Annotated in this window: 10 protein-coding genes and 1 pseudogene; 7 read left to right on the forward strand and 4 right to left on the reverse strand. The window is 60.0% G+C overall.

The annotated features are described in order from the left end of the window. Positions 1-309 precede the first annotated feature (309 nt). The 4 genes and pseudogenes from CO731_RS12885 (at position 310) to CO731_RS12905 (ending at position 5,628) form a co-directional block, all read left to right on the forward strand. Positions 310-1,221 carry a GNAT family N-acetyltransferase gene (locus CO731_RS12885; protein ID WP_108607438.1) on the forward strand — a complete coding sequence of 304 codons (912 nt, stop codon included), beginning with the start codon at positions 310-312 and terminating at the stop codon, positions 1,219-1,221. A 563-nt stretch (positions 1,222-1,784) separates the two neighbouring features. Next, positions 1,785-2,693 carry an ankyrin repeat domain-containing protein gene (locus CO731_RS12890; RefSeq protein WP_108607439.1) on the forward strand — a complete coding sequence of 303 codons (909 nt, stop codon included), beginning with the start codon at positions 1,785-1,787 and terminating at the stop codon, positions 2,691-2,693. Positions 2,694-2,934: 241 nt separating this feature from the next. Then, positions 2,935-3,172, forward strand: a pseudogene (locus CO731_RS12895) (IS630 family transposase); the annotation flags it as partial. Between the two features lie 1,106 nt (positions 3,173-4,278). Beyond that, entirely contained in the window at positions 4,279-5,628 is a 1,350-nt protein-coding gene (locus CO731_RS12905) for an ammonium transporter (RefSeq protein WP_108607440.1), read from the forward strand. A gap of 271 nt (positions 5,629-5,899) precedes the next feature. On the opposite strand, the gene CO731_RS12910 is transcribed toward CO731_RS12905, so the two are convergent. Together CO731_RS12910 and CO731_RS12915 are read right to left on the reverse strand one after the other, a co-directional pair. After that, a complete protein-coding gene (locus CO731_RS12910) occupies positions 5,900-7,096 on the reverse strand; it encodes a succinylglutamate desuccinylase/aspartoacylase family protein (RefSeq protein ID WP_108607441.1) in 1,197 nt (398 codons plus the stop codon). 79 nt (positions 7,097-7,175) lie between these two features. Next, the gene (locus CO731_RS12915) at positions 7,176-7,475 is read right to left on the reverse strand and encodes a hypothetical protein (protein WP_108607442.1); all 300 of its coding nucleotides are present in this window, start codon (positions 7,473-7,475) and stop codon (positions 7,176-7,178) included. Between the two features lie 342 nt (positions 7,476-7,817). Between CO731_RS12915 and CO731_RS29325 the strand changes: the two genes are divergently transcribed. From CO731_RS29325 to CO731_RS12930, 3 genes are all read left to right on the forward strand, one after another. Then, positions 7,818-8,129 (forward strand): hypothetical protein, encoded by a 312-nt coding sequence (locus CO731_RS29325; RefSeq protein WP_108607443.1) that lies wholly within the window; start codon positions 7,818-7,820, stop codon positions 8,127-8,129. Between the two features lie 132 nt (positions 8,130-8,261). After that, positions 8,262-8,924, forward strand: a complete 663-nt coding sequence (locus CO731_RS12925; protein WP_245439770.1) for an alpha/beta hydrolase — start codon at positions 8,262-8,264, stop codon at positions 8,922-8,924. Between the two features lie 22 nt (positions 8,925-8,946). Continuing rightward, positions 8,947-10,233, forward strand: coding sequence for an alpha/beta hydrolase (locus CO731_RS12930; protein ID WP_108607445.1), 1,287 nt, complete (start codon positions 8,947-8,949; stop codon positions 10,231-10,233). A gap of 83 nt (positions 10,234-10,316) precedes the next feature. On the opposite strand, the gene CO731_RS12935 is transcribed toward CO731_RS12930, so the two are convergent. After that, positions 10,317-13,412 carry a proton-conducting transporter membrane subunit gene (locus CO731_RS12935; RefSeq protein WP_108607446.1) on the reverse strand — a complete coding sequence of 1,032 codons (3,096 nt, stop codon included), beginning with the start codon at positions 13,410-13,412 and terminating at the stop codon, positions 10,317-10,319. Next, the gene (locus CO731_RS12940) at positions 13,406-13,774 is read right to left on the reverse strand and encodes a cation:proton antiporter subunit C (protein ID WP_108607447.1); all 369 of its coding nucleotides are present in this window, start codon (positions 13,772-13,774) and stop codon (positions 13,406-13,408) included. Before CO731_RS12940 ends, CO731_RS12935 begins: the two co-directional genes overlap by 7 nt.

Below are 13,774 nucleotides of genomic sequence, written 5' to 3' on the forward strand. Positions count from 1 at the left end.
AAATGAAAGGTCGGCTTTTTGCCCAATTCTGCCGCAAGCGGACGGTCCGGCATCGGCCCCATCCTGCCGGAACGAATCGTTTCCGCCCAAGCTGACGGTAGGGGGTGATTTCCTGCCGGTCCCGTTCAGGAACCCTCTCAGGGGGCCGCGCCGCTTCGACTGCGGCATGCCCTCACTCATACGCTTCTCCGCTGGCCTTCACCGCTGGATCTTTGCTAGATTGGCCTTCCAATTTTCAACGTTGATCCGAAAGAACCAGCACGGCAGCGACTGTGACAGGCTTTCATTCTTGCGACCAAGGTAGCGAAGATGAACAAGCCTTTTGTTTCGTTGCGTCCAGAAATCACTCGGACACACGCACTGATCCTGATGGACTGGTTAGAAGATGAACGCGTCACTCGCTACTTGCCCGATTCCCGCAGTGTGTCTCGATTCATCGCACAGGCCGTCGACCGAGCTCAGATGCCGATCCTGACACATCTGTTCAATCAGGGCGGCCGCTTCTTTATGGCTTACGACCGAAACGATATCCCGATCGGCTTCGTCCGTCTGGTCAAGACAGGCGCTGAGTGTGAAATAGTCTTGGTCGTCGGAGACCATGACAACTGGGGGCGCGGACTTGGCGCCAGCACCATCCGCGAAGGTTTGAAGCTCGCCTTCCTCGACATGCGAGCCGAGAGCGTCATCGCCAAAATTCACCCGAACAATACGCGCTCGCTGAAGGGTTTTGAACGCTGCGGTTTTCTTGTTAAACTCGAAACACCAACGCTCAATTCCCTGTCCATGACCTCTGGCCGGTATCTCCAACTCCTGCGCGAAGGCGCCATGGCAAAATCTACCGACATCTACGTCACGGAGATCGACAAAGCACGGCTCCAGAGCCTGATTGAGTTCGAACAAGGGGCGGCAATTGTCGAGCTTGAACACGAGATCGAGAGAGCCATCGTCGTTGATCCTCAGCACGTCGCGCGCGATGTCGTGACAATGAATTCCAGGGTCGTGCTGCAGCTTGACGATGAACAAAAGGAAGTGGCTCTTGTCTATCCGCAAGACGCCGACGAACGCTCTGGCAAACTATCGGTCCTCTCCGACGTCGGCGCCGCGATCCTGGGCTATCAGGAAGGCGATGCCATCGACTGGAGGGTTACAGATCGTACGCGACGTATCCTGATCGAAAGGGTGATCTACCAACCGGAATCGTCCGGTGATTTTCATCTCTAGTTGCACTGTGGCAAACCTGCTTGTCGAGTTCGTCAGCAGCCTGACAAGCAGGACAGACGGGCGGGGCTTCCGGTTACGCAAAGTTCTTCGAAGGAGGAGCCGAACCCCGAAAGGCTTAAGGCCTGCCCGCTGCGGCCCCGATCGTTGATTCGACCAAGGCGTGTCCCCGATTCCCGGCACTCCCCCGCAGCGGATTCGTTCACCGGCCCCACATCGGTCGCAGGCAATGATTTTCCGGTCACAGTAGGTTAAGCACCACTGCAAGGGAGCAAATTACGGTTTGTCGCTCACGGAGCGCTGAGCCGGGTCATCAGCCTCGGTGTTGTGACTTCGCGCGTGGCAGCTTTCAGCCGGGCGGGCTTAGCGCTTCGATGTCTGAAATGGGTCGGCTGCAAAACGGCAGCTATCGGACCTCAATACCTAAAATCGGAACGTCCGGTAACGGCCCCAGAGTGGTCACTGACCAAGTATCTAAGATCTCTTCCGCCGGTGCGGGGCGTTGTCGCCAGCAAGCCCTTGTTCTAGGATAAACCCGTCATGGAACTCTCGTCAGGGAGGATACAATGATCAAGCGGGGGCGCATTTGGGTGATAAGGGCTACATGGGTCCTTTGGCTTCTTGCACTGCCCGCCCAAGCGAGCAACTTAGGTGATTTTGTCCGGAATGGCGACGTCGCAGCGGTGACATCCGCCTTGGACAAAGGCGCCGCTATCAATGAAATTGACGGTGTTACGGCGCTCTATATCGCCTGCGAAAATGGAAATGCCGAGTTAGCAAAACTTCTGATCAGTCGTGGGGCGGACGTTAACTTGCCTGTCAGTTGGCAAAGAACGCCACTCTACGCCGCCAACAAGGGTGGGTACGCTGACATCGTGAAGCTGCTACTCAATAATGGGGCCCATCCAAATCAGTTGGCGAAATCGCAGACCCCGCTGCACGTGGCTGCCGAGAATGGCTGCCTTCAGTGTGTCATCCATCTTGTGGATGCTGGAGCAGATGTTAATGCACTGACATCGAATGGAAGTCCGCCCATACATTTGGCCAAGCTAAGTGGTCACGACGACGTCGTGGCCTACTTGCGTAGTCATGGCGCCGTACGACCGGCCATTGCGCCGATTTCGACTCGACTAGCATTGGCAAACGCTCAATCCGGCAAAGAACTCTTCGACAAAACGTGCGGGGCTTGTCATCTTTCAGCGCCGGGGGTCCAGATTCCCGGACGAGCCAATCTGTGGGGCATCGTAGGTCGGCCGCAGGGTTCACAAAGCGATGTCCGCTATTCATCAGTTCTAAAGGACGCTGGTGGCAATTGGACCTTTGAGGAACTCAACTTTTTTATCTCAAACCCCGCACTCACGTTGCCTGGAACAGATATGACTTTCCCGGGCCTGCAGGACGAGAAGCAGCGAGCAGACCTCATCGCTTACCTGCGGACTTTGAGTGACACACCGTTGCCGCTTCCCGACAATTGATTGTTCCTGTCTGGCGGGCACTGTGATTCGCAAATTAGCTCGCTAAAGTCGCGCTGGCATGGAACCCGCTCACGGATTTCGAGGTTCGTTCCGAAATTAGTATGACGGCGTAGCCGGGATGGAGGGGGCATTGTCCGGCTATTTGCGCCTCACGACGTTTTTCTAGTTGAATTTTTCGAGTCTAATCCGCCGGCGGGCCTTGCAACGAAGCGTTTCACTGGCGGCGGTATGGCGCGCCGCGGCGGTACTAATGCTGCACCGGCTGAAGGACGATCTGGCGGCGCGCGGCGTGACGGCTTCCCATAACGCCGTCTGGCAGTTTCTGCGGCGCAAGGGGCTCAGCTTTAAAAAAGCGCTGCTCGCCGTTGAGCAGGGGCGCGCCGACATCGCCCTTCAGACACCGGCGCTGGAGGCTGTGGCAACGGCGCCTCGATCCGAAGCGGCTGGTTTTCATCGACGAGACCTGGATCAAGACCAACACGAACCGATCTAAGCACCAACCGTCGCATTGGGTGACGATCCTAATTTCCATGCAGCGAGACTAGTCACTCAACCGCCGATACAAGCGGATGGCACTGCTCTTCCAACGCTCCACGATAGGTGTCCCTGTACTATGGTCATCGTCTGCTGACCATTCGAGTAGGTTGTTCCGTCTGGTCCCATGGCGGGCAAATCGATCGCGGTCGCTCCGTTGATGGATACCGAGGCGTGGTCACCGAGGAGGCGCACTGTCAAGCGCGTGCCGTCCTCGCACTTATAGTCACTGACGGGATAGGGGTTGCCTGCACCGATCGCCGCGTCTGACGGGGGATGGTCGAAGCCTGCAAGCGTCAGGACGCTGATTGCTGCGATCGATAGTTCTCTCCACATGATAGTCCTCCAAGCTGGCGCACTAGTTTAGGCGAAGTGCCTGCACGAAAGGAGTCGGAGGAAAAATTCCTCAAACCGCGCGAAGTCCTAGATCTCGTCCGTCCATTCGGCCGGGCCTGATTTGCGAGCCATACTGGTGTTGTGCCTGGCCTTGGACGCCTGTGTTGGCCGAGACCGTTGAGGCCAAGCAGCGCTGCCCCCGTGGATCTCGCCAACTTCGATTGCGCGGCAGTGGCCGCATTTCGGCATATTTCGCAGAAGCAGTAGGATTGGGACCATAGGTCGACCGTCAAGGTATCATATGCGGTCCGGCCTGATGTCGGTTTCTCGGACACGCAAGGCAGGCGGCATGGCTCGCTCCCTGAGACGCGCAAGCGGCCATATGCGAGCGCTCAAGACTTCTGCATGTACTGGGCGGAAGATCGAAATGCGCGCCGAAGTCGCCATTCGCCGGCCTGAGGTGTGGCGAGGCGAAATGGCCGGAGCCGGATCCGGTTTGTGCAACCTCATCCTTTGATACCAGGCGGTTTTCATCGCCTGACGATTTTCCCTGGCAGGAAAATAGTTTCACTCTCTTGATTTAATCTTCGCCCCAAAACAAAGTAGTCCGACCCACTTGCCCTTGGGTAACGTCCAAGCCTCCACCTAGTTGGGGCGAGGAAAGCCACAAGAAAAGCCGGGGACAGGGGCAGCCGGCATCAGAGGGGATGAATATATGGAAGGAACGACAACAGCATTTTTTGCGGGACAGGTGACGCTCACCCAGCTTGTCCAGAATCTGGTCTACGCTTCAGGTACGGTGGGCGCGCTGACCGTGGTCGCAGGTCTTCTGATGATCGATGCGGGTACCACGCGAAGCGCCAATCTCTACAATTCCACGATCGAGAAGATGGTGGGCTTCTTCATCGGGTTTGCGACCTACTTCATCATCGGCTTCGGCTTCTGGGCGGGGCAATATTACATCATGTCTGGCGGAACCATGATGGATTCGCTCAAGGATTGGTGGTTCTTCGGGGCGCTGTCGAACGCGCACGCACAAACTGTCGATCCGGCGGTCTGGCCCGGGCTCAATACGTTCCAGATCTTCATCTTCTTCCTTGCCTGTTTCGCAGGTATCGTGAACGTCCTGCTCCATTTCGCGGTGTCGGAGCGCATGAAGGCTTCCGCCTTCTACATCACCTGCGTCGTGGCCACCGTGGTCTCCTCGGTCTTGAGCTGGGCGGTCTGGGGGTCGGTCGGCCCGCTGACGAACGCCGGCTTCCACGACTTCTTCGGCATCGGGTTCGTGTATATCTTCCCGACGGGCATCGCGATGGTCCTGGTGCCGCAACTGGGCAAGCGCCCGGGCATGTTTGCGCCTCACCCGAAAGTGCCGTCCTACAAGGCACCTTCGATCGGGCTCGCCGCAACCGGCCTGATCACGATCTTCGCAGGCCTGCCGATGGTCATTCTGTCCTGCCTGTTCTTTTTCGACCCCGAGACCTATGCGGTTTCGGTGACCATGGCCAACACCAGCGTGGGCATTGCCTTCAACAACTACGGCATCTCCTGGGCGGGTGGCGCCATCACCGGCGCAATCATCTCCTACCGTACGAAGAACTACATCTATCTGCTGCTCGGCCCGCTTGCCGGGTACGTTTCGGGCGCGCCAGGCTTCGACGTCTACCTGCCCTGGCAGATGTTCCTGGTCTCGCTCGGGGCGCCGATTGCAGCCTGGATCGTCTACAACTTCACATCGAAGCGTCAGATCGACGAGCACAAGCTCTTCCCGCTGTTTATCGGCGCGGGCTTCTATGCGCTCATCATGGTCGGGCTGGTCAAGTCGGGCACGCCGAGGGGCGGCTACTTCGGCGTCACCGAAGGCGCGTATGCGTTCCAGCACGGTCAAATCAGCGTGCTGATGCAACTTGCGGGCTTCGCGCTCTGCCTTGGCGCCGGGATACTGACCGGGCTGATCCTGTCGGTGGTGCTCAAGGCCACGACCGGGCTGCGGGTGCCGGAGGATGCGCAGGCGGAAGGGCTGGACAAGCTGTTCTGGGGCCTCGAGAACGAAAGCAAGAGCTGAGCGAAGCGCCGGTGCCGCGGCTCACGTCGCGGCACCGGCGCGCAGCATCATCCCGGACAGGAACCCATGTTCCACCGGGTATGCCGCAGGTGGCCGGTGGAAGGCATTGGCCGCCCGGTTCCTGTCTTGGAAGGTGCGCTAGCTAGATTGTCATTTTAGTGTATTCGCGCTCGCTGCCCGCGCACCAGATGGAGAGCCTTTTGAAATGGAGGTATCCTGGCGGACTGTTTGGCGCTGCAAGGGCGGTGCACAAGCCGCCAATTGGCTGTGCTCATTCAACCAGTGCATCGCCGCCGACTGGGCTTGCGCTATCGAAGATCATGAACACGATTGGAGTCCCTGGCTCAGCGGTCGCGTCGGTACGCCTCGCGCCAACCTCACCGCTCCGGGGAGCGTTGTACTCGGCAACAATTTCACCGAATGTGTTTCGCTGGACAGCAAGTTTTTGTCCGGCCTGAACAGCTTCGTTGAGGCCAACCAACAACTCAACAAAGCCGCCATGCGTTGCAATGATAGGCATCATCCCGTCCGCGACAAAGACATTGGAGTCCTTGCTCGTCCTGCCAATCGGTCCCGATACGATGCCATGATGTTTGAGGACGTTGGTCGTCCCCTCAACAAACAGCGCGATCATGTCGTGGTCGAGGATCCGGGGGCGACCGATCTCCGGAGTGAATGCAGGAATGCCGGCATCGATGAGGGCGTTGGCCAAGAGGCCGGGCTCAGCAGCGTTGTCGAAGATCTGGTCGATCGGGTACAACTCCGCCATGGCGCGGACCTCCGGCAAATCCATCCGCGCGAGATGAAATGCGGTCATGTCCATGCCAGTAGCTGCTGTATGGAAGTCGATTGCGTAGTCGAGATTTGACCGCAACAGCCTGTTGAACAGCAGACCGGCATGTCGCGACGGTGCGTCGGGGGCGTTCTCGTCGCCAGGGAACTGGCGATTGATGTCGACCAGGTCGATACCGCGTCCGGAACTCGGCCATCTCCGAGCCATTCCCTCAAGGGCGGGACGAGAGACATCGAATACCGCGATCACCGTCCCCGACATCGAGGTCGGATCCAATCCATTCATCACAGTCTGCACTGTGTGGACGGGGCTCATTTCATCGCCATGCACCCCGCTGATCAGCCCCAGCCTTTTTCCGGAAGCACTTCCCTTGGCTACGATGACCGAGACATACCAGTGCTGTCCCGTCGGCATTTGCACGCCTTGGAAATAGAAGCTGTGCTTCTTGCCTGGCTCGAGGTCGGCGACATCGAGCGAACTGATGACCGGTTTTCCGCCGATGGTATCACCCGTGAAAACGGTGCCTTTTCCATCAGCGGCCGACAAGCCGGCAGATGTCGATCCAGATTGCGCTTGGGCAGTTCCGGTCACGAGTGCGGCTGCCGCACCAACGGTTGCGACGGATCCGATCATGAAGCCGCGACGATCGACACTCTGGTCATTGCCAATTGTCATGGGAAGCCTCCGTGTTTCATCACAAGACCACCGCGCAGGGCCCGCATCCAGGATTTCTGACAGCAACGTGGAAAATGGATCACCTGCGAATGCGTCGAACATCCACCACACGCCCGGTGCGTGAGCTCAGCGCGATCTCAAACCTGCTGTTGCCACGCCGAGCATGGTAGATGAAAATCCTGCCGCGGCAGTCTATGCGTCGGACATCGCGGAAGCCTCTGTTCTGAAGTAGCCTTTGGCCTTGGCTGCAAGAAATGGCCCGGCCGTGATTCAGGCTGGTTCCAATTGTGATGTTGACGGTTACCGCCTGAGCGGGAGTGGGTGCCGCCAGCGGCATTGCAAGGCCGATCGCAAGACCCAGAGCCAGCAAACGTTTCATGACGAACCTCGATTACACAAACGACATCTGCCCGATGTCAGTTCCTCCACGAACCTGTTGTCAACAAGCTGTCCTTGCCTGCCAGCGTCTTTGGGACGTGAGGCATAGTATCTGGACTCTGCGCCAACCTTGGTCGTCCATGGGCGCCCACCAAATGGAGCACAGTCGACTCGATCGTTTCAGCGAGGCAGCGGACCGCGCGAAACGCTACGATTGAGGCGCAGAGCATAGCATTGGGACGCTCAGCCAATCACTTCGACGGTTCAATCGACTAAAGCAATGGCAGCATTGTCGTCGGTGCCATGCAATCGGCATGGTGCACGGTTGTGGAGGAATCGATCGATGATACGAACATTGAGTGAGGTTGCGGCTCTCCTTGTGATCGCGCTGGCTACGAGCGCGTGCAATACGCCCCAGGAACGTGCACTCGGCGGAGCCGCTATTGGCGCAACAGGCGGGGCACTGGTTGGCCAGGCGATCGGCGGCAATACCGGGGCAACGGTCGCGGGTGCCGCAATCGGGGGCGTGGCGGGTGCCATGATTGGCGCCGGGACCGCTCCGGGCCAGTGCCGTTTCCAGCGGGTCGACAGCCGTGGACGACCGATGGTCGACCGCTACGGCAGGCCGGTAACTTATCTCGCACCTTGCCGGTAGACGCTTTGTCGACCACCTAGAGGATCGGCGGCCTGTCAACTTCCGCAAACGGTTCTGTTTACGGTCATGCGCTGTTTGCTTGCATTGATGTTGTCTCTGTTTTGGTCTGGTGCGTCGGCGCAGGATTGCGTGGTGCTGCTTCATGGCCTTGGGCGTTCGGCCCCATCTCTGCTCCTGATCGAGGAGGCCCTGGAGGCCAATGACTTCAAGGTGGTGAATGATGGCTATCCGTCCCTGAATGCTCCCGTCGAAAAGCTGATCGCGCATGTCGACAAGTCGGTGGCCAGATGTGGGAAGTCTGGGAACATCCATTTCGTGACGCATTCGCTCGGCGGAATCCTAGTCCGGGCCTGGCTGCAGCAGCATAGACCTGGAAATCTCGGCCGCGTGGTCATGCTGGGTCCGCCAAATGGCGGCTCCGAGATCATCGACGCATTCGGCGATCTCGCAATCTTGCAGATGCTCACCGGACCGGCAGGCCGGCAACTTGGCACCAATCCGGGCAGCATTCTCAACACTCTCGGGCCGGCGGATTTCAATCTCGGCATCATAGCCGGCGACAGATCGAACAACCCCGCGTTCTTCCAATTGTTCAGCGGCCCCAATGACGGCAAGGTTTCGGTCGAGAGCACCAAGCTCGAAGGCATGGCTGACCATATCGTGTTGCCGACGTCCCATACATTCATGATGAACAATCCATTGGTCATCGTGCAGGTTCTGAACTTCCTGCGCGATGGACATTTCGACCACCACCTGACCATGCGCGAGCTGTTTCGGCGCTTGTTGAGGAACTGACCACTCCGGCTGAGAGGGATTGATGTTCCGCTATCTCGCAATCTTCTGCCTTGTCGTCGCCGGAGCGACCATAGCCATATCCTTTTACCAGCCGCCCATGCGCCTTATGCCTACCCCGATCGTTTTCCTCGGCGGCCTTTCAAGCCCCTTCACCACCAATCCGGAGCACAAGTCAGACCCGGAGATCGCCCTTTTCTACGCTACCAACCGGCTTCCCGTCGGACCGCGCAACGATCGCCTCTATGCAGTCGTCCCGGGCAGGGATCTGCAGCTCGGGGAGGCGACGGTCAGAATCGGCGAGGAAGGTACAACCTGGGACAGGATCTATGCCTGGTCGACCGGTGCAAGCGACGACCGGCGGCCATTCCTCCATCTCAGCAATCTGAATGAGCAGGCGGCGATTGAGCCGGATCAGCCGCCTTCACCCGCAGCGATGGCCTGGTTCGACAAGATCGACCAAGCGTTGGCCGCCAGCCAGGATCGCGATGTCATTGTCTATGTCCACGGTGCCAACACCACCGTTGAACGTGCGGCGGGACAGGCAGCGCAGCTCCGCCATTTCACAGGCCGGACCTCCGTGGTTGTTCTATTCGCCTGGCCGACGGCCGAAAATTTCCTGAGATACCCGAGAGATATGGTGACCGCTTTTGGCGCGGCTCCCCAGCTTGCCAAGCTGGTCGAACTCCTGTCGCAGCACACCATTGCTGACAAGGTCGACGTGTTGACCTACAGCGCCGGCGGCACGGTCGGGAGCGACGCCCTGGCATTGGCGGGGCGCAAGGCAAAGCAGCCGGACGCCGAACCGGTGCGTATCGGCGAGGTTTATCACGCCGCCCCGGACGCCGATTTTAGACGCTTCGTGGCCGACATGCGCGATTACGCGGACGTGGCCGAACGCGTCACTGTTTCGGCCAATCTCAACGACAGCGCGCTCAGGCTATCGCAGGTAATAAACCGTGCATCGCGCGCCGGCAGGCCTGATATGGAAGAACTTGATGCGGATGACACGAACTGGCTTCTGCAAAGCGCACGAGCCGACGGCCTCGAACTGCTTCGGGTGAGGCCGGAAAACATTCCCGGCCTGTCCCGAACCTCGCATTCATTCTGGTATGACGACCCTTGGGTCAGCAGCGACGTGCTTATCACGCTGCTGTATGACCTGGCTCCCGGCGAGCGCGGCCTGATGGACGCGGCAGCTGCCTCCGGGGTTCACTACTGGACCTTCACGCCAGATTATCCCGATCAACTTGCCCATGTCGTGTCGCGGCTACGTCAGCAAGCAAAAATCTCCCCCGGAACCGGCGGCTGACCCGGTATGAGCCACAATAACGCTTGTTTGCGTTGCTGACGCAATTCTGGACGGGAGCTCACTCGTGCCTTGCTGGAATCGAGTTAGCCCGCATGTCCAGCAATGAAATTGGCCGACAGCAGAAACAGCACGTAAAAGAGTGCCACGAGAACATACATCTGGCCGTCGCCAGTGTAGACCCTGCGCGTTGCTTCGGCTGAGACAGTGCCAAGGCGTGCGATACTCTCCCAGGCCCTCGTTGCCAGCGGCGCCGACCAGGGTTGCGAGATCTTGATGTAGTAGCGATAGAATTCGGCGATACCCTTGGCCGCAGTGCGGCCCTGGTCGAGGCGGTAAACGGTCCATCCGATCAGGAATAGAACGCCGGCGCCGGCAATCGAGGCGGCCATGACGGGAACCGGGTTCCAGTAGCCGTAGATCGTTTCGAGCGACATGCCCTCCCAGACCAGTGTTGAGGCGAAATAGGGGTCGATGGCAGTCGAAACCGGGTCCATGAACAGCTTGGGCTGGAAAGACAGGACGAGGATCGCCCCGACAAGCACGATTTGGGGCAGGAGAAGCTGCATCGGAGCTTCGCGGACGTGGACGGCGGCGGCCTGCGGCGGCGCGAGAAACAACGCGTGGGCGAGGCGGAACATGTAGAGCAGGCCGATGAGCGTCGCCAGGATGCCTGCTGCCGCCAGCCCGTACCAGCCCTTGTCGACCATGGCGCTGAGCAAAAGCCATTTGCCGCCGAAGCCGGCGAGCGGGGGCAGGCCCGACATCGACACGAGGGCGACGACCGCAACGACAAAGGTCACGGGCATCCGGCGGGCGAGGCCGCCGAGTTCTTCGAGCCGGCGTGTGCCGCAACGCAGGATCACGCCTGCGACAGCCAGGAACAGGATGCCCTTGACCATCAGATGGTTGGCGACGAGGTAAAGTGCCGTCACCCAGCCGAGATGGCTCATCAGCGCGATTGCCGTGATGATGTAGCCGAGCTGGCTCATGCTCGAATAGGCGAGCAGCCGCTTGACGTCGTCCTGCCTGAAGGCGAGGGCGGCGCCGATCACCGTCGTCAGCATGCCGATCCAGCCCATGAGATGGGCAAGCTCCAGCCCGACCTGCGAGCCGATGGCGAGATAGGTGACCATGAACAGGCCGAAGATGGCGACCTTGCTGACCACCGACGACAGCATTGCCGAGAGGTCGTCGTCGGCCTCGGCATAGGCGCCGGGCAGCCAGACATGGAAGCCGATCGCACCGGCCTTGATGAGGAAGCCGAGCGCCAGCAGGGCAAAGGCGGACGCAGCATCCGTCCCGCCTGTCCGGAACGCCTGCAGCAGCGAGGTGCCGTTGGCCGCATCGGCGAGCGCAAAGCCGGCGAGCAGGCAAAAGGCTGAAGTCAGCGAGAACAACAGGAAGGGCAGGGCATGGGGATGGGCATGCCTGCCCTGCGCGATCATGAAGTAGGACGACAACGTGATCAGTTCCCAGGAGAAGAAAAACTCCAGGCTGGTTTGCGCCCGCATCATCGTAGCGATCGAAAGCAAGAGCACCGCCATCAGCGGATAATAGCCGGGGCGGGAATCTTGCCTGTAGAGCGCGGCCGAGGCCACCACCAGGCCGCCGCCCAAGAGCACTGTAGCAAAAAGCCCTGACATGCCTGTTGTTTCAGATATCAGCCAGTTGCCCACGCCGAGCACGGCCAACAGCATCAGGCAGCATTTGACGCGCCCCGGCAGCCAGTCGAGCGCGTAAAGCACGATGCCGATGATGAGCGGCGAAAACAGCCAGAGCGAGGCGGCACCGGCGAGTTGGGCCGCATGATAGCTGCCGATGGCCAGCAGCACTGCACCGCCTGCGGCCGGCAGCAGGTCACGCGCCGTGAAGGATACCGGCAGATCGCCGGGCATGGCCCGCGTCGCCTGCTTGAACCAGCCGAACATATAGGCGGCCTCCAGCAGCGAGCCGAGCAGGATCAGGGCGATCCAGACATAGAGCTGGGCGCCGGAAAGCTGCATGACCAGCTCCCACTTGGCCCAGAAGCCGGGGAAGGGCGGCAGGCCGGCAATGGCGACAAGCAGAAGTGCAAAGACGAGCAGCACAAAAGGCCGCCCTGCGATAGTCGACCAGCCTGCGACTTCCGTTCTCTGCACCGCACCGGCGAGCCAGAACAGCCCGGCCTTGGCGAAGAGATGGTTGGCGAACAGGCCGCCGATGACCAGCGGCATGGAGGCGGCGGCACCCTGCTTCTGCAGCAAGGCCAGCGCCAGCATCATCAGCCCCATCTGGGCGATAGAGGAGTAGCCGAGCATGCGCTGGACGTTGGTCTGCTTGAGCCCGACGAGATTGGAAAACAGGAAGGTGGCGCCACCCGCCACCGCGATCAGCGAGAGGTGGTTTTCGAACAGCGGCAGGAGCTTGAGCAGCGCAAAGAACACGCCGGCCGAAACGCCGACCGATACCAGCGCGGCAATGCCTGCGGGTGCCGTCTCGTAGACGTCGAGGCCCCAGCCATTGGCCGGGAACGGCTTCAGTTCGAGGATCAGGCAAGCCAGGATGAAGATCAGCGCCGTGGTGCCGATCGGCCCGGCGATGAGTTCACGGCGTGCGATCAGCTCGTCGATGTTGAGCGTGCCGGTGACATGGTAGAGCAGCACCGAGCCGAGCAGCAGGAACGACGAGGCGATCACCGTCGCCATGATGTATTTGAAGCTTGCGGCGAGCGCTGCCGGGCCGCGCTCGAGCCCGAGCAGACCATAGGTCGCGATCGACACGATCTCCAGGAAGACGAACAGATTGAACAGGTCGCGGGTCATCACCATGCCGTTGATGCCCATGACGAGGATCAGGTAGAGCAGCAGTGCTGCGTAACTGTCGCGCAGCCGTGGCCACAGCTGCCAGGCGCCGAGCAGCGCTGCGATGTTGACGCAGAAGGTGAAGAAGCCCTCCCATGCGCCGAAGCGCAGGTTGATGGAGATCGGCGGCGTAGCACCTGCGGTATAAACCTCGATGGCTGGCTGGCCGTTGCGCAGCGCCCAGAAATTGACGCCGGAGACGGCGGCGATGCCGCAGAGGGCTGTGATGAAGGCCAGTGCCGGCAACGGCTTGGCGATGCGGTAGAGCAGGGGAATGAGGAAGCCGCCGCCGAGGCCGAGCAGGAAGATGTTCAGCGGCTGGAACAGCGCCTCTACCATTTGGACTCCGTCAGCGCGTCGATGGACAGAGTCTTCCTGGCGTCGTGGATGCGGATGGCGAAGGCCAGCATGATGGCGGTGACCGAAAAGCCGATGACGATGGCGGTCACGACCAGGGCCGAAGGTACTGGATCGACCGCCCGCGTGGTCGCCTGCTCGATCCCAAGTGCGGTGTCGATGATCGGCGCCGTGCCGCCGGTGATGTAGCCGGTCGCCACCATGACGATGTGCAGCCCGGTGTCGAACAGGCCGAAGCCGATGATGATGCGCAGGATGTTGCGGTGGCGCAGGATACCCCACATGCCTATTAGCACCAGCAGGAAGCCGGTGGTCATGAGAAGCGTGGAGACAGGCAGGCCCAT

Source organism: Aminobacter sp. MSH1 (assembly GCF_003071665.1).
GTDB lineage: Bacteria > Pseudomonadota > Alphaproteobacteria > Rhizobiales > Rhizobiaceae > Aminobacter > Aminobacter niigataensis.

Excerpts from the sequence above, each read along its gene's own strand:
- CO731_RS12885 (WP_108607438.1), top strand. The coding sequence starts at position 310 with ATGAACAAGCCTTTTGTTTCGTTGCGTCCAGAAATCACTCGGACACAC.
- CO731_RS12890 (WP_108607439.1), top strand. The coding sequence starts at position 1,785 with ATGATCAAGCGGGGGCGCATTTGGGTGATAAGGGCTACATGGGTCCTT.
- CO731_RS12905 (WP_108607440.1), top strand. The coding sequence starts at position 4,279 with ATGGAAGGAACGACAACAGCATTTTTTGCGGGACAGGTGACGCTCACC.
- CO731_RS12910 (WP_108607441.1), bottom strand. The coding sequence starts at position 7,096 with ATGACAATTGGCAATGACCAGAGTGTCGATCGTCGCGGCTTCATGATC.
- CO731_RS12915 (WP_108607442.1), bottom strand. The coding sequence starts at position 7,475 with ATGAAACGTTTGCTGGCTCTGGGTCTTGCGATCGGCCTTGCAATGCCG.
- CO731_RS29325 (WP_108607443.1), top strand. The coding sequence starts at position 7,818 with ATGATACGAACATTGAGTGAGGTTGCGGCTCTCCTTGTGATCGCGCTG.
- CO731_RS12930 (WP_108607445.1), top strand. The coding sequence starts at position 8,947 with ATGTTCCGCTATCTCGCAATCTTCTGCCTTGTCGTCGCCGGAGCGACC.
- CO731_RS12935 (WP_108607446.1), bottom strand. The coding sequence starts at position 13,412 with ATGGTAGAGGCGCTGTTCCAGCCGCTGAACATCTTCCTGCTCGGCCTC.
- CO731_RS12940 (WP_108607447.1), bottom strand. The coding sequence starts at position 13,774 with ATGGGCCTGCCTGTCTCCACGCTTCTCATGACCACCGGCTTCCTGCTG.